We start from the raw sequence: 21,576 nt of genomic DNA, 5'->3' as shown, positions 1-21,576 counted from the left end.
GCTCTTGTTAGGGGCGAGGGACTGCAACGGCTATTCGATGGACAGTGTAGAGGGTGGGGGTGTTCCCGGGCGGAAAGCATCGCGGGGCAAGCCGCATCGGCGCACCGATGCGATTTGCCCCGCGATTGACGGCTACTGGTCGATCAGCCGCGATGACGGCCGCGGAAGTAGTTGATCAGGCCTTGGGTCGAGCCATCCTCGGCGCTGTCTTCCTGGGCGCCGACCAGGCGCTGGTACACGCCCTTGCCCAGTTCCTTGCCCAGCTCCACGCCCCACTGGTCGAAGGCGTTGATGCCCCAGACCACGCTCTGCACGAACACCTTGTGTTCGTACATTGCCACCAGCGCGCCAAGGCGGCGCGGGCTGATGCGCTCGACCACCAGGGTGTTGCTCGGGCGGTTGCCCGGGATCACCTTGTGCGGCGCCAGCTTGGCGATGTCGTCCTGGTTCAGGCCCTTGGCGCGCAGTTCGGCCTCGGCTTCCTCGCGGGTCTTGCCGAGCATCAGTGCCTGGCTCTGCGACAGGCAGTTGGCGTATAGCCACTGGTGATGGTCGGCCACCGGGTTGAAACTCACCACCGGCACGATGAAGTCGGCCGGGATCAGCTGGGTGCCCTGGTGCAGCAGCTGGTGGTAGGCATGCTGGCCGTTGCAGCCGACGCCGCCCCAGATCACCGGACCGGTTTCGGTCTGCACCGGCGTGCCATCGGTCAGCACGCTCTTGCCGTTGGACTCCATGTCCAGCTGCTGCAGGTGCTTGGTGATGTTGCGCAGGTAGTGGTCGTACGGCAGGATCGCGTGGCTGCGGGCGCCCCAGAAGTTGCCGTACCACACGCCCAGCAGGGCCAGCAGCACCGGCATGTTCTTCTCGAACGGCGCGGTCTGGAAGTGCTGGTCCATGGTGTAGGCGCCGGACAGCAGCTCCTTGAAGTTGGCGGTGCCGATGGCCAGGGCGATCGGCAGGCCGATGGCCGACCACAGCGAGTAACGCCCGCCGACCCAGTCCCACATCGGGAAGATGTTCTCTTCGCGGATGCCGAAGGCCACGGCCGCGGCCTTGTTGCTCGACACGGCGATGAAGTGGCGGTACAGCTCGGCTTCCGAGCCACCCTGGGCCAGGTACCAGGTACGCGCGGCCATGGCGTTCTTCAGGGTTTCGAGGGTGTTGAACGACTTCGACGACACGATGAACAGGGTGGTCTCGGCGCGCAGGTTGGCCGACAGTTCATGGAACTCGCTGCCGTCGATGTTCGCCAGGTAGTGGCAGCGCACGCCGCGCTGGGCGTAGGGCAGCAGAGCCTCGGAGACCAGCTCCGGGCCCAGGAACGAGCCGCCGATGCCGATGTTGACCACGTCGGTGATCGGCTTCTCGCTGTAGCCGCGCCACAGGCCGTCGTGGATGCGCCCGACCAGTTCGGTGATCTGGTTGAGCACCTTATGCACTTCGGGCATCACGTTGACGCCGTTCACGCTGAGCTTGTCGCCGACCGGGCGACGCAGGGCGGTGTGCAGCACCGGGCGGCCTTCGGAGGCGTTGATGATCTCGCCGCTGAACATCGACTTGATGGCCGCTTCCAGGTCGACTTCCTTGGCCAGGTTGACCAGCAGGTCTCGGGTCTGCTCGGTAATCAGGTTCTTCGAGTAGTCGAGAAACAGGCCGCAGCTGCTCAAGGAGAACTGTTCGAAGCGCTTGCCGTCGGCGGCGAAGGCTTCGCGCATGCTGAAGCCCTGCATGGCGTCGCGGTGTTGCTGGAGCGCCTGCCAGGCGGGCAGCGCCGTCACATCGTGGGGGGTACGGTAATACGCCATTGCGGGTGGTTTCCTTGTTGCATGGTCAGGCTTGGACAGCGGCAGTCATTGCCGGTTGCAAGCTGGACATTATAGGCATTGGCGCCAAGGCGGGAATGGGGGGAGGCGGGCGGCGCGGATTAAAAATTGTCACCGGCCTGATACCCAAGGCACGCGTGGGGCGGCATCGAGCCGCTCCCACGCGTCGAGCTCAGGCGGTCTGCTCTTCCAGATGCAGATAGAGATTGTCGATCAGCCGGGTGTTGCCCAGGTAAGCCGCGGCGATCACCACCAGGTCACGGTCATCGACCTGAGCCGGGCGCAGTGTGACGGCATGGCGTACTTCCAGGTAATCCTTACGGAACCCGGCGGCTTCGAGTTGCGCCTGGCCCTCGGCGATCAGCGCCGCGTAGTCGCGCTGGCCGCGGCGCAGGGCCTCGGCCATGTCGCCCAGCACACGGTACAGCGCCGGCGCGGCGGCACGCTGTTCCGGCGTCAGGTAGCCATTGCGCGACGACAGCGCCAGGCCATCCTCGGCGCGCACGGTCGGCTCGCCGATGATCTGGATCGGCATGTTCAGGTCGCGGACCATGGCGCGGATCACGGCCAGTTGCTGGAAATCCTTCTCGCCGAACACGGCCAGGTCCGGCTGGACCATGTTGAACAGCTTGCTGACTACGGTCGCCACGCCTTCGAAGTGGCCAGGACGGCTGGCGCCGCACAGCCCTTCGGACAGTTGCGGCACGCTGACGCGGGTCTGCACGGTCATGCCGTCGGGGTACATTTCCTCGACGGTGGGGGCGAACAACAGGTGGCAGCCGGCCTGGAGCAGCTTCTCCTGGTCGGCGGCGAGGGTGCGCGGGTACTTGTCCAGGTCTTCGCCGGCGCCGAACTGCAACGGGTTGACGAAGATGCTGGCGACCACGAAGTCGGCGCGCTGGGCGGCCTTGGTCACCAGGGCGGCGTGGCCGCTGTGCAGGTTGCCCATGGTCGGCACGAAGGCGATGCGCTTGCCCTCGCCGCGGGCGCGGGCCACGGCGGCGCGCAGTTCACGGACGGTCTTGACGGTATTCATGCGCTGAACCCATGTTCGCTGCCGGGGAAGCTGACTTCCTTGACCGCGCGGACATAGGCGGCCAGGGCGCTCTGGATGTCCGGTTGGCCGGCCATGAAGTTCTTCACGAACTTTGGCACGCGGCCACTCAGCGACAGGCCGAGCATGTCGTGCAGTACCAGCACCTGGCCATCGGTGGCGCTACCGGCGCCGATACCGATCACCGGGATGCCCACGGCCTGGGAGATTTCCGCGGCCAGTTCGCTGGGCACACACTCGAGCAGCAGCATGGCCGCGCCGGCCTGTTCCAGGGCGATGGCGTCGGCGCGCATCTGCCGCGCCTGGGCTTCCTGGCGCCCCTGGACCTTGTAGCCGCCCAGCACGTTGACTGTCTGCGGGGTCAGGCCCATGTGCGCGCACACCGGCACGCCGCGTTCGGCCAGCAGGCGGATGGTCTCGCCCAGCCAGGCGGCGCCTTCGATCTTGAGCATGTGGGCGCCGGCGCGCATCAGCTCGGCGGCGTTGGCAAAGGCCTGCTCAGGGGTGGCGTGGGCCATGAATGGCAGGTCGGCGAGGATCAATGCGCCATCGTTGCCGCGTTTGACGCAGGCGGTGTGGTAGGCCATGTCACGGTTGGTGACGGGCAGAGTGCTGTCATGGCCCTGCAGGACCATGCCCAGGGAGTCGCCCACCAGCAGCACTTCCACGCCGGCCTGGCTGGCGGCCTTGGCGAAGGTCGCGTCATAGCAGGTCAGCATGGTGATTTTTTCACCCTTGGCCTTCAGGCCGTGCAGGGTGGTCAGGGTTACTTCAGGCATGTAGGGGAGTCCTCGTTCAGGCGCTGTGAACAACAACTGCGTACAACGCGTGTATTCATCTTCCGGAGCGGCACATCATCGGTCGTGATGTTCGGGCACAGGTCCGTCCGAGCCTAAATGGGTGATTGCGGCATAGTGGCGCCGCGGGACGCCTATAGTCGTGAGCGAGGTGGGGGAAGTCAACCAGCCGTGTTACCGCATTGTTACGGCGTGGGTGTTACTGGCGTTACCGTCGTTTGAAACGCCCGAATTACAGGCGTTCCAGGCCGACGAACGGGCAGCCTTCGAGCAACTGGGCCAGGGGCCGGCCGTCGGCAAGGCAGAAGGTGGCGGGGACCAGCTCGGCGAGCGGGTACAGCACGAAGGGGCGGGCCTGCATATGGTAGTGCGGTACTTTCAGGCGCGGCACGTCGATGACCTGGTCGCCGAACAGCAGCATGTCCAGGTCGAGGGTGCGTGGGCCCCAGCGTTCCTTGCGTATGCGGCCCTGGCCGTTCTCGATGGCCTGCAGGGCGTCCAGCAGGTCCAGCGGCGCCAGCGCCGTGTCGATGGCCGCCACGGCGTTGGTATAGCGTGGCTGGCCCGGCAGCAGCGAATCGCTGGTGTAGAGCGCCGAGGCCGCCGCCAGGCGGGTCTCGGCGATCAGGTCCAGCGCCTGCAGGGCGCTGCGCAGCTGCTCGGCGGGCTCATCCAGGTTGCTGCCCAGGCCGATGTACGCACGGGTGGTCATGCTCAGTCCCAGGCCTGCTCGTCGTCACGCTTGCGCTTGCCGCCACTGCGCTTGCGCTTGCGTGGGCCGGCACCGGCGCCAGCGGCGTCGTCACGGTTGCCCAGCTCGCGGATCATGTCGCGGCGCTGGCTGTCGTTGGCATCCTGGTAGTCGGTCCACCATTGGCCCAGCCCATCGGTTTCCTCGCCGGCGCTTTCACGCAGCAGCAGGAAGTCGTAGCCGGCGCGGAAACGCGGGTTGTCCAGCAGCATGTCGGCGCGCTTGCCACTACGTCTTGGCAGGCGCTCCTGCATGTCCCAGATCTCGCGGATCGGCAGGGTGAAACGCTTGGGGATGGCGATGCGTGCGCACTGTTCGGCGATCAGGTCGTGGGCCGCGCCGTTCATGGCTGGAATCGGCGGCACGCCCTGGCTCTGCAGGTACAGTACGCGGCTTGGCAGGGCTGGCCAGAGCAGCGCGGCGAACAGGAAGGCGGGCGTCACCGGCTTGCCCTGCTTGACGCGCAGGTCGGTGTTGGCCAATGCCTGGCTGATCAAGCTGTGGGTGTAGCTCGGGCGTTCTTCCAGGGCGTGGCTGCTGGCCGGGAACAACGGCTCGAACAGTTGCAGGTCGACCAGCATCTCGAAGGTGATCGCGCCCTGGCCGTTGAGGAACAGCTTGAGGCTTTCCTCGAACAGGCGCGCGGGCGGGATGTCGCGCAGCATCGGCGCCAGCTCGCGGATCGGCTGCACGGTGTGCTTCTCGATGCCGAAGTCCAGCTTGGCGGCGAAGCGCACGGCGCGCAGCATGCGTACCGGATCTTCCTGGTAACGGTGGGTCGGATCGCCGATCAGGCGCAGCAGCCGGTTACGGATGTCGTGGACACCGTTGGCGTAATCGAGGATGCGTTCGCTGACCGGGTCGTAGTACAGGGCGTTGATGGTGAAGTCGCGGCGTTGCGCGTCTTCTTCCAGGGTGCCGTACACATTGTCGCGCAGGATGCGACCGCTAGCATTGTGCGACGAGCGGTGGCTGTCGGACTGGTCGTCATCGGAGTGAGGCGCACGGAAGGTGGCGACCTCGATGATGTCACGGCCGAAATGCACGTGGACCAGCTTGAAGCGCCGGCCAATGATGCGGGCGTTGCGGAATTCCGCGCGGATCTGCTCGGGCGTGGCGCTGGTGGCGACGTCGAAGTCCTTGGGCGTGATGCCCAACAGCAGGTCGCGCACACAGCCACCGACCAAATAGGCCTGGTAACCGGCTGCCTGCAGACGCTCGACGATGCTCACGGCATGGCGGCTGAACTGGCTGCGTTGCAGCGAGTGCTGGCTCTTGTTGATCACTTCAGGCGTGGTGCGCCTGTGGTGCTGGCCACGAACGGGCGGGCGGAACGACTGGAACAGCTTCTTCAGCATGGGATGCACTGTTTGAAGGAATGATCGGCCAAGGATAGGAGAATGGCCGCATGATGGGCGGGGATTCTAGCATTTACTGGGGGAATGGTGTAGGCGGTGTGGCAAGGGTGATGCAGATGTGAGAAACGACATGGGGAGCCGAAGCTCCCCATCAAGTCGTTGCGTGCTCTTATTGTTCTTCTGTTGGGCTTTTTGTTTTTGTTGAATGCCCTGTCCACAAATCACAAAGCTTGTGGACGCCCCCCAAACCGGGGGTGAAGAGCAAACGGATTGCTTTGGTCGCCGAGTTGATGCTGATCTGTCGATCCAATCAGTTCAGGTGCTGCTTTTGAGTGCAGTTTTTGTTGTTCTCTGCCTGATCGTGGGGCAAGCCCCAAACACAACGCCTCTCCAAAAGAATCAGTTAGCTGCGCCTCCGCCGTCTTGTTTTTATTGTGCGTGAGCCGTTTCGTCTTGTTCTTATTCTGAGTTGCAGTGCTTGTTATTGTTCTTGTACCAGACATATAGCAGGTGCCGTGCCAACTTTTGAAAATCCAGTGAAATCGGGGGTTTCAGCGTTTCAGGCAGGTTTTGCCGCGGGGCAAATGTAGAAATTTCGTTACCTTACGCCTCGGGGGATGTTACGGCTGACAGGGTGGGTAACAGATTTTCCCGGGAACTGATGTGTTACCGCCCAAACGCATCGCGGGGCAACTCCACTCCCACGCGCTGTGGGAGCGGGGTTGCCCCGCGATGCTTTTACGCTGAATCAGTTGTCGCTGGTGGCGTTGCTCTTGCGCCGGGGGATGCCCAGGCGCTGGCGGCGTTCCCACAGGCATTTGCGGCTGACGCCCAACTTGCGGGCCAGCTCTGTCTCGGTCATGTGGTCCTGGTGCTCGAGCACGAAGTGCTGGAAGTAATCCTCCAGCGAAAGGTCCTCGGTCGGCTCATGGCTGGCGCTGTTGCTGCTGGCCAGCGCCGGCAGGTTGTCCAGCATGTCGTCGTCTTCCAGGTCGCTCAACTCGATGTCGATGCCCAGCAGGTCGGCGGAAATTTCCGCGCTTTCGCTGAGAATCACTGCTCGCTCCACCGCGTTTTCCAGTTCGCGCACGTTGCCCGGCCAGCTGTAGTGGCGGATGGCTTGCTCGGCATCGTGGGAGAAATGCAAGTCGTCGCGGCCAATCCGTGCGCTCTGGCGAGCAAGGAAGGCATTGGCGATCTCGTTGACGTCGCTGCCGCGCTCGCGCAGGGCTGGCAATTTCAGGGCGATCACATGCAGGCGGTAGTAAAGGTCTTCACGGAACTGCCCGGCCTTGGCCAGGTTCTTCAGGTCACGGTGAGTGGCCGCGATCAGGCGCACGTCGACCTTCTGCGATTGCACCGAGCCCACCCGGCGGATCTCGCCTTCCTGCAGTACGCGCAGCAGGCGGGCCTGGGCTTCCAGTGGCAGCTCGCCGATCTCGTCGAGGAACAGGGTGCCACCATCGGCGGCTTCGACCAGCCCCGCACGGCCCGCGCTGGCGCCGGTGAAGGCGCCCTTCTCGTGGCCGAACAGTTCCGACTCGATGAGGGTTTCCGGGATCGCCGCGCAGTTCACCGAAATCATCGGTGCCTTTGCCCGGCGCGAGAGGTTGTGCAGGGCGCGGGCGACCAGCTCTTTACCCGTGCCGGATTCACCCTGGATCAGCACATTGGAATCGGTTGGCGCGACCTTGCGAATCTTCACGAACATGTCCTGCATCGGCGGGCAGGAGCCGATGATGCCGATCTCGCCGTTGGCGGCGGCGGGGCTGGCCTTGTCCGTGCTGGCCTTGCCATTGGCGGCCCGGGGTTCGCCGGCCGGCGCCGAGGCTGGGGCGTTCACCCGGTCGCGCAGGATACGCGCCACGGCCTGGAGCATCTCGTCGTGGTCGAAGGGCTTGGCGATGTAGTCCACCGCGCCCATTTTCATCGAGTCCACCGCCGAGCGCAGGCTGGCGTAGCTGGTCATGATCAGTACCGGCGTGCCCTGGCCAAGCTTGATCAGCTCGGTGCCCGGGGCGCCCGGTAGACGCAGGTCGCTGACGATCAGGTCGAAGGTGGCAATGCTGAAGCGTTCCTGGGCTTCCTGCACCGAGCCGGCTTCGCTGACCTGGTACTGGTTCCGCTCGAGCAGGCGACGCAGGGCCGAGCGGATGATGGTTTCGTCTTCGACGATCAGAATGTGCGGCATTGATTCAATTCTCTCGACGGTCTCGAATTTCAGGGGACGTCGCTACGACATGCCGGGGCAGGGTCACGCGGATCCGGGTACCACGTTGGCGCTCGATGTCGGCCGGGCTGTCGATGGTGATTTGCCCATAATGCTCTTCCACGATGGAATAGACCAGCGCGAGCCCCAGTCCGGTTCCTTCGCCTGGGTCCTTGGTGGTGAAGAAGGGTTCGAACAAGCGGTCCATGATGCTTTTCGGGATACCGCTGCCTTCGTCCTCGACCACCAGGTCGACGGTGTGCTCGCTGATTTCACTGCGCACGCGCACGGCGCTGCCGGGATTTGATGCGTCGCGGGCGTTGGAGAGCAGGTTGATCAACACCTGGGCGAGGCGTTGCGGGTCACCTTCGACCCAGTGTTCCGGGTCGCAAAGGTTGAAGAACTGTACTTCGAAATTGCGCCGGTTCAATGCCAGCAGACCAATGGCATCCTGCGCCACCTCGGCCAGGCACACCGGCTCCTCGCTGTTCTGCTGGCTGCCACCGGCGTGGGCGAAGCTCATCAGCGACTGAACGATGCGCGACACGCGCTTGGTCTGCTCGAGGATCTGGCTGGACAGCTCGATGATCTCGCCATCGCCCTCGCGCTCCTCACGCAGGTTTTGTGCCAGGCAGGCGATGCCGGTGATCGGGTTGCCGATCTCGTGGGCCACGCCAGCGGCGAGGCGGCCGATGCTGGCCAGGCGCTCGGAATGCACCAGCTTGTCCTCCAGCGCCTGGGTCTCGGTAAGGTCTTCGACCAACAGCACCAGGCCGCTGTTGCCCGGAGCCAGTGGCTCGTCGATGGCCGCCTTGTGCAGGTTCAGCCAGCGCGGCTGGCCGTCGAGGACCAGGCGCTGTTTGTGCAGGTGCTCGTCGGGCACGTTGATGAAGCCTTGCAGCAGGCCGCGCCAGGGCTCGGCGATGGTCACCAGGCGTGAGCCGACCACATGCTTGGCGGCGATGCCGGTGAGTTCCTCCATCGCCTTGTTCCACATCAGGATCTCCTGGTCCTTGGCCAGCGAGCACACGCCCATGGGCAGCTCCTGCAGGGTCTGGCGGTGGTAGCGGCGCAGGGCGTCGAGCTCGGCGGCAAGGCCGGTCAGGCGCGAGTGATAGTCCTCGAGGCGGCTCTCGATGAAGTGGATGTCTTCGGTGACGTAGTTTTCGTTGCCGGACTTGTACGGCAGGAAGGTCTCGACCATGTCCTGCGCCACGCTCGGGCCCATCAGGCCGGAGAGGTTGGCTTCGATGCGGTCGCGCAGGCGCCGCAGGGCGTAGGGGCGGCGCTCGTCGAACGGTAGGTAGAGATCACGCAGGGCCTGCTCGACCTCCTTCTGCGCGGCCTTGGCGCCCAGCGGCTTGGCCAGCTGGGTGGCGAACTCCTGGGGCGAGGCGGCGTGCAGTTCGCGGCGTTGCGGGCGACGCACGTTGTCCACCGCGCAGGCCTCGGCGGCGCTGACCTCTTCGCTGCTGGCATTGGTGAACAGCGAGATCAGGGTGAACAGCAGGACGTTGGCAGCAAGCGAAGCGATGGCCGCCATATGCCAGCTGGTGTCGTCCAGCACGTAGATCATGTCCAGCAACGGGATGTAAAAGCCCTGCAGGTTGCCCAGCAACGGCAGCAGCATGGTCACCATCCACACCAGCATGCCGGCCAGCAGCCCGGCGATGAACCCTCGTCGGTTGGCGGTCGGCCAGTACAGCACCGAGAGTACCCCGGGGAGGAACTGCAAGGTGGCGACGAAGGCGACGATGCCGAGGTTGGCCAGGCTCTGGTGATTGTTCTGGGTGAGGTAGAAGACGAAGCCAGCGGTGATGATGGCGACGATCAGCGCCCGGCGGGTCCACTTCAGCCAACGGTAGATGTTGCCTTCGGCCGGCGGCTGGTACAGCGGCAGGACCAGGTGGTTCAAGGCCATGCCCGATAGCGCCAGGGTAGTGACGATGATCAGCCCGCTGGCGGCCGACAATCCCCCGACGTAGGCCAGCAACGCCAGCGCTTCATTGTTGGCGGCGATGCCCAGGCCCAGGGTGAAGTATTCCGGGTTGGTGCTGGCGCCCAGGCGCAGGCCCGCCCACAGCACCAGCGGCACGGCCAGGCTCATCAGCAGCAGGAACAGCGGCAGGCCCCAGCTGGCGCTGACCAGCGAGCGCGGGCTGAGGTTTTCGGTGAAGGCCATGTGGTACATGTGCGGCATGACGATGGCCGAGGCGAAGAACACCAGCAGCAGGGTGCGCCATGGGCCCTCCTGCAGCGGTGTGTGCAGGGCGGCGAGAGCGGTCTGGTTCTGCAACAGCCAGACTTCCAGCCCATGGGGGCCACCGAACACACCGTACAGTGCGTAAAGGCCGACACCGCCCAGGGCCAACAGCTTGATCACCGATTCGAAGGCGATGGCGAACACCAGGCCTTCATGCTTCTCGCGGGTGGCGATATGGCGTGAGCCGAAGAAGATGGTGAACAGGATGATCAGCATGCAGAAGGCGAAAGCCACCCGCGCCTTGACCGGCTCGCCGGTGAGGATGCTGATCGAATCGGCCACTGCCTGGATCTGTAGCGCCAGCAAGGGCAGCACGCCGATCAACATGAAGATGGTGGTCAGCGCGCCGGCCCAGGTGCTGCGAAAACGGAACGCCAGCAGGTCGGCCAGTGACGACAGCTGGTAAGTACGAGTGATCTTGAGGATCGGATAGAGCAGCACCGGGGCCAGCAGGAAGGCCCCGGACACCCCCAGGTAGCAGGCAAGGAAGCCGTAGCCATATTGATAGGCCAGGCCGACCGAGCCGTAGAAGGCCCAGGCACTGGCATAGACGCCCAGCGACAAGGTGTAGGTCAGGGGGTGGCGAATGATCGCCCGCGGGATCAGCCCGCGCTCGCTGACCCAAGCCACGCCGAACAGCACCAGCAGGTAGGCGGCGCTGATCAGGATCATCTGAGTCAGGCTAAAGCTCATCGGCATCTCGTTGGCTCTGCAGAATGAAGGTGACGACGATGAGGATCAGCCAGAGCAGGTAGGGGCGGTACCAGGCACCGGTCGGCTCGATCCACCAGTCCATGATGGCGGGGGAGAACAGGTAGATCCCCACCACCAGAAGCAGGACCAAACGATAGATGTACATGCTGGCCTCGAAGGGTTGGGCGCTGCGGTTTGGACTTATTATTGGCGCAAATGGCTGGGGCGATGCTAGCGGGAATCGGGGCTGTTAGCCAAGGGTTTGAATTTGTTGGGCTTTTGAAGTTGCGTAGCGCTCTGCGCCTTAGCGCAGATTGGCTTCGGGTACCGTCATCTGTCGAGCGATGTGCTCCGGTCGCCACTGCTGGCGCGCCACCGCCAACACCTCGGCCGGGCTGGCTCCCGCCAGTGCTGGATCGGTCTGCTGCCCCAGCGCACGCAACGCTCGCAACAGCAAGGGCGTGGCCTGGTCGGTCGCGAGTGGCGGCGAGCGATACGACTTGCCCAACTTGTGTCCGTCGGGTTGCACGATCAATGGAATATGCAGGTAGCGCGGCTGCGAGAAGCCCAGCAGCTCCTGCAGGTACAGCTGGCGTGGTGTGTTGTCCAGTAGGTCGGCGCCGCGCACGATGTCGGTGACGCCCTGCCACGCATCGTCCAGTACCACTGCCAACTGGTAGGCATAGAGCCCGTCGCGGCGTTGGATGACGAAGTCGCCCACCTCGCGCCCCAGGTGCTGTTCGAAAGTACCCTGGACGCGATCCGTGAAGCGGTAGATCAGTTCCGGCACGCGCAGGCGAATGGCCGCGCCTTGCCGGGGATGCCCGGCGTTACGGCAAAAGCCTGGGTAGATACCGTCGTACCCTTCCAGTTGCTTGCGCGAGCAGGTGCAGGCATAGGCCAGGCCCATGCTGAACAAACGGTCGACCACGGCGGCATAGGCCTCGTGGCGCTGGCTCTGGAATACCACCTCGCCGTCCCATTCCAGGCCGTAGCGCTCCAGAGTCTGCAGGATGGCGTCACGGGCGCCAGGCATTTCCCGGGGCGGGTCGGTGTCCTCCATGCGTAGCAGCCAACGGCCACCGACGGCGCGGGCGTCGAGCCAGGAGGCGAGGGCGGCCACCAGCGAGCCGAAGTGCAGGAAGCCGCTGGGGGTGGGAGCGAAGCGGCCGATGTAGCGGGAGTCGATCATGGTATTGCACAGCTATATAAATGAAGACGGGGCGTACCAGCCGTGGAAGCGAGCAAACCCGCTTCCACAACCGATACGCCCCGTCTGCGAGGGATCCGGGATCAGCCTTTGCCGACAGTCTTTTCCTTCTTCTCTGCAATTTCCTTGCAGTCGAAGCACAGGTCGGCGGTCGGGCGAGCTTCAAGGCGGCGCAGACCGATCTCGATGCCGCAGGAGTCGCACCAGCCATACTCGTCGGCCTTGATCTTGTCGAGGGTCTTGTCGATCTTCTTGATCAGCTTGCGCTCGCGATCGCGGTTGCGCAGTTCCAGGGCGAACTCTTCTTCCTGGCTGGCACGGTCGGCCGGGTCGGGGAAGTTGGCTGCTTCGTCCTTCATGTGGTCCACGGTGCGATCCACACTGACCATCAGCTCGCCTTTCCAAGCGCTGAGCAGCTTGATGAAGTGCTTCTTCATGGGCTCGCCCATGTACTCCTCACCCTTGGTCTCTACGTAGGGTTCGACACCGTACATGGTCTGGACTTTTTGCTTTTCTACGGTGGACATGAATAGACCGCCTCTCACTCATCTGATCCAATGCGCAGGCTTGCTTCCATCGCCGGCACCCGCCGGCCCTGCGACTGCGAGCCGCCGAACTTACCAGATAGATCCGGGGTGCGCTACCCCGCCCTATGCCTGCTATTGACAGCAGGGCGGGCGGCACGTTCGCTGCGGTGCACAGGTAGAATCACCAGTTTAGACCCAATTGAGAGAAGGCCCATGGCTCAGCCACACAGTGCGCGCAGTCGCGCCATCGAACCCTTCCACGTGATGGCCCTGCTGGCGCGTGCCAACGAGTTGCAGGCTGCGGGCCACGACGTGATCCACCTCGAGATCGGCGAGCCGGACTTCACCACCGCCGCGCCGATCGTCGCCGCGGGCCAGCGGGCGTTGGCCGATGGTCACACCCGTTACACCGCAGCCCGCGGCTTGCCGCAACTGCGTGAGGCAATCGCTGGATTGTATGGCCAACGCTACGGTGTGGACCTCGACCCGGAGCGCGTGCTCATCACCCCAGGCGGTTCCGGCGCGCTGCTGCTGGCCAGCAGCCTGCTGGTCGATCCGGGCAAGCACTGGCTGCTGGCCGACCCGGGCTACCCGTGCAACCGCCACTTCCTGCGCCTGGTCGAAGGCGGCGCGCAGCTGGTGCCGGTGGGGCCTGAAGTCAATTATCAGCTGACCGCCGACCTAGTCGATCGCCATTGGGACAAGGACACCGTCGGCGCGCTGGTAGCATCGCCGGCCAACCCTACCGGCACGGTGCTCGACCGCGACGAGCTGGCCAGCCTTTCCACGGCCACCCGCGAGCGCCATGGGCATCTGGTGGTGGACGAGATCTACCACGGCCTCACCTACGGCATGGATGCGCCGAGCGTGCTGGAAGTCGACGATGAGGCCTTCGTCCTGAACAGTTTTTCCAAATATTTCGGCATGACCGGCTGGCGCCTGGGCTGGCTGGTGGCGCCGCCGTCGGCGGTGGCGGACCTGGAAAAGCTGGCGCAGAACCTCTACATCAGTGCCCCGAGCATGGCCCAGCATGCCGCGCTGGCCTGCTTCGAGCCGCAAACCCTGGCCATCCTCGAGGAGCGCCGCGCCGAGTTTGCCCGCCGCCGCGACTACCTGTTGCCGGCATTGCGTGAGTTGGGCTTCGGTATCGCCGTGGAGCCGCAAGGCGCCTTCTATCTGTACGCCGATATCAGCGCGTTCGGTGGCGATGCCTTCGCGTTCTGCCGGCACTTCCTCGAAACCGAGCACCTGGCATTCACCCCGGGGCTGGACTTCGGTCGTCACCAGGCCGGCCACCATGTGCGTTTTGCCTACACCCAGAGCCTGTCGCGCCTGGAGGAGGCGGTGCAGCGCATCGCCCGTGGCCTGCAAAGCTGGCAGGGCTGACGGATGCTGTTTCCGCAACTGGAACAGGCGCGCCTGCTGCGCCGCTATAAACGCTTCCTGGCCGACATCGAACTGGCAACTGGCGAGCAGTTGACCATTCACTGCCCCAACACTGGCTCCATGCTCAATTGCATGCGCGAGGGCGGGCAGGTCTGGTTCAGCCGCTCCAACGACCCCAAGCGCAAGCTGCCCGGTACCTGGGAGATCAGCGAAACGCCCCAGGGGCGGCTGGCCTGCGTCAACACCGGGCGCGCCAATGCGGTGGTGGAGGAAGCACTGCGGGCCGGGGTGATCAGCGAACTGGCCGGGTTCACCACGCTCAAGCGTGAAGTGGCGTATGGCGAGGAGCGTAGCCGTATCGACTTCTACCTGGAGTTCGCCAATGGCGACAAGGCCTATGTCGAGGTCAAGAGCGTGACCCTCGGTTACCCCGATACCGCCGTGGCGGCGTTCCCCGACGCCGTCACCCAGCGTGGGGCCAAACACCTGCGCGAGCTGGCCGCTCTGGCACGCCAGGGCATCCGTGCGGTGCAGCTGTATTGCGTGAACCTGACCGGCATCGAGGCCGTGCGCCCGGCCCAGGAGATCGACGCCGCCTACGCCCAGGCACTGCGCGCCGCGGTGGCGGAAGGGGTCGAGGTGCTGGCTTATGGCACGCGCCTGGATGCCCAACAACTGGTCATCGACCGGCCGCTGCCGGTATTGCTCAATCCGTAAGCCAGATGCCCTGGCTGTCTTCTCGGCAGCCCAGGGCCTCCAGCCATTCGCCCGCGCAGGGGCCAGTGATGCATTCGCCGCTTTCTACCAGGAACTGGGCCCCGTGATGGGCGCACTGGATCAGGCTTGCGCTGTCATCGAGAAAGCTGTCCGCCGCCCAGTTCAGCGGGATGCCCCGGTGCGGGCAGCGGTTGCGGTAGAGGTGGACCGCGCCCTGGCGGCGCACGCCGAACAGCGCTATGCCGGCTACGCTGAAGGCGCGGCTGTGGCCCTCGGCGAGGTCGTTGGAAGTGCAGAGAAAATGCATTGCAGCGGAGTCTTCCGGTTAAGCCGTGTGACAAAGGGATGGCTTGACGCTTCAATGCGAATAATTATCAAATTGCCCGCATTCGTCGCGCCAGGCTGTCTATGGTGCGCACTTGTGCCGCCCGCCACAAGGTGTGCTGCCCGCCCTCTGCAAAGGAATCCGATGATGCGCCGTCCCGCTGCCTTGATTGCCCTGTGCGCCGGTCTTGCCCTGTCTACCCACACCATGGCCGCCGAGCTGCCACAGCGCTGGGTGAGCGCCGGCGGTGCCTTGACCGAGTGGATCAGCGCCCTGGGCGGTGAGCAGCGCCTGGTCGGCGTCGACACCACCAGCCAGCACCCCGAGTCGCTCAAGGCGCTGCCCAGCATCGGTTACCAGCGCCAGTTGTCGGCCGAAGGCATCCTCAGCCTGCGCCCTGACGTGCTCGTGGGCACCGAGGAAATGGGGCCACCGCCGGTGCTGGCGCAGATCCGCAAGGCCGGGGTGCGGGTCGAGCTGTTCTCCAGCAAGGCCGAAGTGGGCGCGGTTGACGAGAACCTCAAGCACCTGGGGGCATTGCTCGGCGACGAGCCCAAGGCCAATGCGTTGGCTGCCGATTACCGCCAGCAGCTGGAGGCGTTGCACAAACGGGTCGAGCAGGCCCAGGTCGGGCAGAAGGCGCCTGGCGTATTGCTGCTGGTCGGGCATGCCGGCGCCAAGCCGATGATCGCCGGGCAGGGCACTGCCGGGGACTGGGTGCTGCGTCAGGCGGGAGGGCGCAATCTCGCCGACCACCAGGGCTACAAGAACTTCTCGGTGGAGGCCCTCGCCGCGCTGAACCCGGACGTGGTGGTGTTCTCCGACCGGGCCCTCAGTGGCGAACAGGCCTTGCAGGCACTGATCAAGGAAAACCCGGCCCTGGCGACGTCCCGTGCGGTGCGCGACAAGCGCCTGCTGTCGCTCGACCCGACGTTGCTGGTCGGCGGCCTCGGCCCGCGCCTGCCGGCTACCCTGCATGAGCTGGCCGTCAGCTTCTATCCCGCCGCCAAGGCCAGCCTCAATCCATGATGCCGCGGGTTCGACCACGTACGTTGTTCATTACCCTGGCTTTGTTGTGCCTGCTGGCGGTGTGGTTGTCGCTGGCGCTGGGGCCGGTCAGCCTGCCGTTGTTCGATACGCTGCGCGCCGGCCTGCGCCTGGTCGGGGTGCCGGTCAGTGGCGAGGGCCTGGAACAGGCCGAGATGATCCTCGGCCAGATCCGCCTGCCGCGTACCCTGCTGGGGCTGGCGGTCGGCGCGGTGCTGGCGTTGTCCGGCGTGGCGATGCAGGGGTTGTTCCGCAACCCGCTGGCCGATCCGGGGCTGGTCGGTGTCGCCAGTGGCGCCGCCCTGGGAGCTGCGGTGGCGATCGTCGGCGGCAGTTGGCTGGGCGGTATTCCTGACTGGTTCGCGCCTTATCTGTTGTCGTTGTGTGCTTTCGTCGGTGGCCTGGGCGTGACGGCGATGGTCTATCGCCTGGGGCGCCGCGACGGCCAGACCAACGTGGCGACCATGCTCCTGGCCGGTATCGCGATGACCGCGCTGGGCGGTTCGGCGGTGGGCTTGTTCACGTACCTGGCCGACGACGCCACCCTGCGCACCCTGACCTTCTGGAACCTGGGCAGCCTCAATGGCGCCAGCTACGAGCGGCTGTGGCCCTTGCTGCTGGTGGCGGCGGCCGTGGCTTTGTGGCTGCCGCGCCGGGCGCAGGCGCTCAACGCCTTGCTGCTAGGCGAGTCGGAGGCCCGGCACCTGGGTATCGAGGTGGAAAAGCTCAAGCGCGAGCTGGTGTTCTGCACCGCGCTCGGTGTGGGGGCGGCAGTTGCCGCGGCCGGCCTGATCGGCTTCATCGGCCTGGTGGTGCCGCACCTGGTGCGGTTGGTGGCGGGGCCGGATCACCGGGTGCTGCTGCCGGCCTCGTTGCTGGCGGGCGGTACCTTGCTGCTGTTCGCCGACCTGATCGCGCGCCTGGCCCTGGCCCCGGCAGAGTTGCCGATCGGCATCGTCACCGCCTTTATCGGGGCGCCATTCTTCCTGTTCCTGCTGGTGAAGGTGCGCAACTGATGCTCGACGTCCAAGGGCTGTCTCTCAAACGTGGTGGCAGCCAGGTGCTGCACGACATCAACCTCACGTTGCGGCCAGGGCAGGTGCTCGGCGTGCTCGGGCCCAATGGCGCCGGCAAGAGCAGCCTGCTCGGCGTGCTGTGTGGCGAACTGGCGCCCACTGCCGGGCGCGTGCATCTCGAGGACCGTGGACTGGGCGATTGGCCGGGCCAGGAGCGGGCCCGGCGCCTGGCGGTACTGCCGCAGGCGTCGAGCCTTGGCTTTGCGTTCAGTGTCGCGGAGGTGGTCGGTCTCGGCCGCCTGCCCCATGCCAGCGGCCGTCAGCGCGACAGGGAAATCGTCGAGGCGGCGCTGGCGGCGGCGGATGCTCAGCACCTGGTCGAGCGCAGCTACCTGGCGCTGTCCGGCGGGGAGCGTCAGCGCGTGCATCTGGCGCGGGTGCTGGCCCAGCTGTGGCCGGGCGAGCCCGGCACCACGCTGTTGCTGGATGAACCCACTTCTGCGCTGGACCCGCTGCATCAGCACACCACGCTGCAGGCGGTACGCAGTTTCGCCGACCGAGGCGCGTCGGTGCTGGTGATCCTGCATGACCTGAACCTGGCGGCGCGCTACTGTGACCATATTCTCTTGCTGGAGCAGGGCCGCAGCCATGCACTGGGCACACCGCAACAAGTGCTGACTCCGACGGCGCTGCGCGCGGTGTTCGGTATCGACGTCCTGGTGCAACCTCACCCGGAGCGCGGCCATCCGCTGATCATCACTCGCTAGGAGCCATTCGCCATGCGCCATCCCTTGCTGTCCGGCTTGTCCATTTGCCTGGCGCTGGCGCTCGGCGGTTGCCAGGCGAGTCTGCCGCCCGTGCCGGCCTGGCAGGGGACCGAGGGCCGCGACAACGTCCAGTTGGGGCAGATCATCGAGTTGTCCAGCGGCCAGGTATTGGGCCCTGGGCAACTGGTCCAGCGCCTGGCCGATGCGCCACGGGTGCTGGTTGGTGAAAAGCACGACAATCCCGACCACCACCGCTTGCAGCTGTGGCTGCTGCGCGCCCTGGAGAGCCGCCGCGCACAGGGCAGCCTGCTGCTGGAAATGCTCGAGCCGCAACAGCAGGCGCTGGTCGATGCGCAGAAGGGCAAGGTAACGCCTACAGCCGACCTGCCGAAGGCGCTCGCCTGGCAACCCGGCTGGGATTGGGCGCTGTACGGGCCTATCGTGCGCGAGGCCCTTGGCCAGCCATACCCGCTACTGGCGGCGAACCTGTCGCCCGATGAAATCCGCCAGGCCTATCGCCAGCCAGCGACACCACCTGGCGAACGCTCCAATGCGCCGGCAGTGGTGCAGGCGCTGCTGGCTCAGGTGCGTGCCGGCCACTGCAACCTGCTACCGGAAAGCCAGCTGCCGGCGATGCTGGCGGTGCAGCAGCAGCGTGACCGGCGCATCGCCGAGCGCTTGCTGGCCGCGCCGCAGCCGGCGCTGCTGCTCACCGGCAGCTACCATGCGCGCAAGGATTTGGGCGTGCCGCTGCACCTGGCCGACCTCGACGCCAAGCCCGAGGACAAGGTGCTGTTGCTGGCGGAAGTGGGGGAGACGGTCGAGCCGACCATGGCTGATTTCGTCTGGTACACCCCGGCGACACCGGAGCAGGACTACTGCGCCCAACTGCGCAAGGGACACTGAATCGCAGGCAAAAAAAGACCCGGCAAAAAGCCGGGTCAATAACCGTGATTAGCCTGATGAGGAGATAATCTGAGCGTCCGAACCAGGGAGCATTCAGGTTACCCAACCAGTCTCGCGACCAGTTGTGATAATCATAACGATTCTCATTTCGGAGTCAATGCCTTTGCACAATTATTTTTCGTTCTTTTGTGATTGGGCTGTGTACTTGGCATCGAGCTGCTGGTTCAGCGCTTGTTTGCGTTCGACCGGCAGGTCATTCCAGTGCATGTCCAGCAGGGCGCCCTCGATGGCGTACAACAACACCTTCGAAGCCCGGAATCCTCGCGTTCTCACGGCCTGATAGGCACCCACCGCGCCGAGCCGGCGCAGGTCCGATGCACTGTGGATGCCGACGGCATGCAGCCATTGCGCGGAGGTCTTGCCAAGGTTTTTCAGATGCTGCAATTCATCGTTCATCGAGCCTCCTTGCGATGGCTGAACGGGTCGTGGGGATAAATCGCGAGCAGGTCAATGAGGAGTGTAGCGGGGGTTGTGGATTACGCGGCCTTTTGCCATCGGCGCCGACGGGATGCAGTACGTGGCGGGATGGGGTCGTATGGGAGTGGGCTTTGTTGGGGCGGGCTCACTCCCACAGCCTGGTACAGGCCAGACGCTTACCTTTGGTGTGGGCTGCGATAGCGCATCCGTGTCCCGAACTTCACCGACATCAGGATCTCGTCGGCACTCAGCTCGGCCGGGAAATACGTGCCGGAGATCTGCGCATGGGCGAGGCTCGCCCCCTCCAGGCCGTTTTCCCGCAGGTCGAGCCCACGCAGGTCGGCGGCGCGGAAGTAGGCGTCAGAAAAGTCGATGCCGCGTACATCCAGATCGCGCAGGTCGAGGCCGCGGAAATCGCCGGCGCGAAAGTCGATCGGTGAGTCGCTGGGCTTCTCGCGATTGAACGCCGCGATCTTCTCGTCGCGGATCATCGAGTACAGGACGTTGTCCAGCTGACGGGGTTGATTCATGGCGGCGCCTCCTCCGTGGGGTGTGATGATATTGTAATGACATCACTGGAGGGGCGCCGGACTTCAGGCGTGAACTGTCGACTGCTTCACGCCTGACGGCTCAAAAGCCGGGGAAGTGCTGGCGGATCTGCTCGATCAACTGGTCCATGCTGGCGCTTTCCTGGGTGTTCACCCGCTTGCTGTGCTTTTGCTCCTCGGCATCGAGCGGATCACGGCTGGCCTGTTGCGCCTTGACCACCTCCAGGGTGGCATCCGACGGGTCGATGGCCTCGGCCTGACGCTGCGCCAGCCAGCTGGCGATCACCGCGTCCGGGGCCTGGCAGTCGAGGATCAGGAACGGCACGCCGGTCTCGCTGGCGACCTCGGCCGCGGCCTTGCGCTGCTCATGCTTGAGGTAGGTGGCGTCGAGCACCACCGGGAACCCGGCGTGGAGGATGATCTCTGCAAGTTCGTGCAGGCGCTGGTAGGTGGCAACGCTGGCCTGCTTGTCGTAGATGCCGGCCTCCAGGTGACCGGCATCGGCCGCCGATTGTTTGCCGAACAGGCGCTTGCGCTCCACGTCCGAGCGTACGCGCACGGCGCCGAGAGCCTCGACCAGGCGCATTGCCACGTGGCTCTTGCCTACCGCCGAGACGCCTTGGGTGATGGCCAGCAGGCGCGAGGGGATGGCGCTGTAGCTCTCGGCCAGGTTGGCATAGTTGCGGTAGGTGCGCAGGGTGGTGGCGCGCTGCACGCCGTCGGCCTCGGCCGGCATGCTGAACAGCGCGACCTTGGCCCGTACCAGGGCGCGGTATGCCTTGTAGAAATTTAGAAGTTCCAGGCCCTGGTAATCGCCGGTCAGCTCCAGGTATTGGCTGACGAAGCGGCGCGACAGGCATTTCAGGCCGCGGTCCTCGAGGTCCATGGCCAGGAAGCCGACGTCGGCGTAGACGTCGGTAAGACGGAATGGCTCGTTGAACTCGATGCAGTCGAAGATCACCACCTTACCGTCGATCAGGGTGGCGTTGCCCAGGTGGATGTCACCGTGGCATTCGCGAATGAAACCGTTGGCCTTGCGCGCCTCCAGCAGGCCGTGCAGGCGTTTGAAGCTGTCCTGGGCCCAGGCTTGCAGTGCGTCGAGCTGCTGCAGGTCGGCCTTGTCGCTGAGGAACGGGCGGATCTGTTCGAAGTTCTGTTGCACCGGCGCCATCACCGCGTCCGGGGTGCCCAGTGGGTGCTCGACAGGCACCTTTGGCGCCTGCAGGTGGAACTCGGCGATCTGCCGGGCCATCTGGTCGATGTGGCCGGCATTCAGCTCGCCATTGGCCTGCAGGGTGCTGAGCATATGGCCCTGGGGGAACTGGCGCATTTTCAGCGCGTACTCGATCGCCGGGCCTTCGCCGTCGATCTGCGGCGCTTCAACGCTGCCGGTGATCGGCAGAACTTCCAGGTACAGACCTTCGGTCAGGCGCTGGTTCAGGCGCAGTTCTTCGTTGCAAAAATGCCCGCGCTGGTCGAGGCCGGTGAAGTCGAGGAAGCCAAAATTCATCGGCTTCTTGATCTTGTAGGCAAACTCGCCGGTCAGCAGGACCCAGGAGATATGCGTCTCGATGAGCTCGAAGCCCGCGACAGGGTGCGGATAGAGGGCGGGGTTCTGCAGCGCGCTGATCAGGGCTTGGCTCACGGATCATCCTTCAGGGGTCAGGGAATTCGAATCGAACATTATGGTCAATGGTGC

Annotated in this window: 20 protein-coding genes; 6 read left to right on the top strand and 14 right to left on the bottom strand. The window is 65.0% G+C overall.

The features are described 5' to 3' along the window. Positions 1–143: 143 nt before the first annotated feature. The 10 genes from pgi to dksA form a co-directional block, all read right to left on the bottom strand. A complete protein-coding gene (gene pgi, locus KSS90_RS22235) occupies positions 144–1,808 on the bottom strand; it encodes a glucose-6-phosphate isomerase (protein ID WP_217867284.1) in 1,665 nt (554 codons plus the stop codon). 190 nt (positions 1,809–1,998) lie between these two features. After that, positions 1,999–2,862, bottom strand: coding sequence for a pantoate--beta-alanine ligase (panC, locus tag KSS90_RS22230; RefSeq protein ID WP_217867283.1), 864 nt, complete (start codon positions 2,860–2,862; stop codon positions 1,999–2,001). Beyond that, entirely contained in the window at positions 2,859–3,659 is an 801-nt protein-coding gene (gene panB, locus KSS90_RS22225; protein ID WP_217867282.1) for a 3-methyl-2-oxobutanoate hydroxymethyltransferase, read from the bottom strand. The genes panC and panB overlap by 4 nt, the downstream gene beginning before the upstream one ends. Before the next feature lie 250 nt (positions 3,660–3,909). After that, positions 3,910–4,389 carry a 2-amino-4-hydroxy-6-hydroxymethyldihydropteridine diphosphokinase gene (gene folK / locus KSS90_RS22220; protein WP_217867281.1) on the bottom strand — a complete coding sequence of 160 codons (480 nt, stop codon included), beginning with the start codon at positions 4,387–4,389 and terminating at the stop codon, positions 3,910–3,912. A gap of 2 nt (positions 4,390–4,391) precedes the next feature. Continuing rightward, entirely contained in the window at positions 4,392–5,786 is a 1,395-nt protein-coding gene (locus KSS90_RS22215) for a polynucleotide adenylyltransferase PcnB (RefSeq protein WP_217867280.1), read from the bottom strand. 748 nt (positions 5,787–6,534) lie between these two features. Next, positions 6,535–7,977, bottom strand: a complete 1,443-nt coding sequence (locus KSS90_RS22210) for a sigma-54-dependent transcriptional regulator (RefSeq protein ID WP_110701728.1) — start codon at positions 7,975–7,977, stop codon at positions 6,535–6,537. A gap of 4 nt (positions 7,978–7,981) precedes the next feature. Next, the gene (locus KSS90_RS22205; protein WP_217867279.1) at positions 7,982–10,957 is read right to left on the bottom strand and encodes a sensor histidine kinase; all 2,976 of its coding nucleotides are present in this window, start codon (positions 10,955–10,957) and stop codon (positions 7,982–7,984) included. Beyond that, the gene (locus tag KSS90_RS22200) at positions 10,941–11,117 is read right to left on the bottom strand and encodes a hypothetical protein (protein WP_003250005.1); all 177 of its coding nucleotides are present in this window, start codon (positions 11,115–11,117) and stop codon (positions 10,941–10,943) included. Before KSS90_RS22200 ends, KSS90_RS22205 begins: the two co-directional genes overlap by 17 nt. Before the next feature lie 138 nt (positions 11,118–11,255). Beyond that, positions 11,256–12,140, bottom strand: a complete 885-nt coding sequence (gene gluQRS / locus KSS90_RS22195; protein ID WP_225933203.1) for a tRNA glutamyl-Q(34) synthetase GluQRS — start codon at positions 12,138–12,140, stop codon at positions 11,256–11,258. Between the two features lie 104 nt (positions 12,141–12,244). Continuing rightward, positions 12,245–12,688, bottom strand: a complete 444-nt coding sequence (gene dksA / locus KSS90_RS22190) for an RNA polymerase-binding protein DksA (protein WP_023631563.1) — start codon at positions 12,686–12,688, stop codon at positions 12,245–12,247. 213 nt (positions 12,689–12,901) lie between these two features. Here dksA and KSS90_RS22185 point away from each other — a divergent pair, with 213 nt between their 5' ends. Continuing rightward, positions 12,902–14,074, top strand: a complete 1,173-nt coding sequence (locus KSS90_RS22185; protein WP_217867277.1) for a pyridoxal phosphate-dependent aminotransferase — start codon at positions 12,902–12,904, stop codon at positions 14,072–14,074. Positions 14,075–14,077: 3 nt separating this feature from the next. Beyond that, complete coding sequence (sfsA, locus tag KSS90_RS22180) at positions 14,078–14,791, top strand: DNA/RNA nuclease SfsA (RefSeq protein WP_139673678.1); 714 nt, start codon at positions 14,078–14,080, stop codon at positions 14,789–14,791. Here sfsA and KSS90_RS22175 read toward each other — a convergent pair. Further along, positions 14,781–15,098: a Rieske (2Fe-2S) protein gene (locus KSS90_RS22175; RefSeq protein WP_217867276.1), complete on the bottom strand. Its 318-nt coding sequence runs from the start codon at positions 15,096–15,098 to the stop codon at positions 14,781–14,783. The genes sfsA and KSS90_RS22175 overlap by 11 nt on opposite strands. 162 nt (positions 15,099–15,260) lie before the next feature. Between KSS90_RS22175 and KSS90_RS22170 the strand changes: the two genes are divergently transcribed. From KSS90_RS22170 to KSS90_RS22155, 4 genes are read left to right on the top strand one after another with little or no spacing between them, the layout of a single operon-like run. Next, positions 15,261–16,145, top strand: coding sequence for a heme/hemin ABC transporter substrate-binding protein (locus tag KSS90_RS22170; RefSeq protein ID WP_217867275.1), 885 nt, complete (start codon positions 15,261–15,263; stop codon positions 16,143–16,145). A gap of 50 nt (positions 16,146–16,195) precedes the next feature. Further along, positions 16,196–17,179, top strand: coding sequence for a FecCD family ABC transporter permease (locus tag KSS90_RS22165; RefSeq protein ID WP_217869839.1), 984 nt, complete (start codon positions 16,196–16,198; stop codon positions 17,177–17,179). Continuing rightward, positions 17,179–17,946, top strand: a complete 768-nt coding sequence (locus tag KSS90_RS22160; protein WP_217867274.1) for a heme ABC transporter ATP-binding protein — start codon at positions 17,179–17,181, stop codon at positions 17,944–17,946. The genes KSS90_RS22165 and KSS90_RS22160 overlap by 1 nt, the downstream gene beginning before the upstream one ends. A gap of 12 nt (positions 17,947–17,958) precedes the next feature. Further along, positions 17,959–18,852, top strand: a complete 894-nt coding sequence (locus tag KSS90_RS22155; protein WP_217867273.1) for a ChaN family lipoprotein — start codon at positions 17,959–17,961, stop codon at positions 18,850–18,852. A gap of 171 nt (positions 18,853–19,023) precedes the next feature. Here the strand turns inward: KSS90_RS22155 and KSS90_RS22150 are convergent, their stop codons facing one another. The 3 genes from KSS90_RS22150 to KSS90_RS22140 form a co-directional block, all read right to left on the bottom strand. Next, positions 19,024–19,308 (bottom strand): TfoX/Sxy family protein, encoded by a 285-nt coding sequence (locus KSS90_RS22150; RefSeq protein ID WP_217867272.1) that lies wholly within the window; start codon positions 19,306–19,308, stop codon positions 19,024–19,026. A gap of 197 nt (positions 19,309–19,505) precedes the next feature. Next, positions 19,506–19,859 (bottom strand): pentapeptide repeat-containing protein, encoded by a 354-nt coding sequence (locus KSS90_RS22145; RefSeq protein ID WP_217867271.1) that lies wholly within the window; start codon positions 19,857–19,859, stop codon positions 19,506–19,508. 100 nt (positions 19,860–19,959) lie between these two features. Further along, on the bottom strand, positions 19,960–21,522 hold the full coding sequence (locus KSS90_RS22140) for a bifunctional aminoglycoside phosphotransferase/ATP-binding protein (RefSeq protein ID WP_217867270.1): 1,563 nt from the start codon (positions 21,520–21,522) through the stop codon (positions 19,960–19,962). Between the last annotated feature and the right edge of the window lie 54 nt (positions 21,523–21,576).

It is taken from the genome of Pseudomonas maumuensis (assembly GCF_019139675.1).
Taxonomy (GTDB): Bacteria; Pseudomonadota; Gammaproteobacteria; order Pseudomonadales; family Pseudomonadaceae; genus Aquipseudomonas; species Aquipseudomonas maumuensis.
Note: the sequence above shows the minus strand (reverse complement) of the source record. Positions and strands in the feature narration are given on the sequence as shown.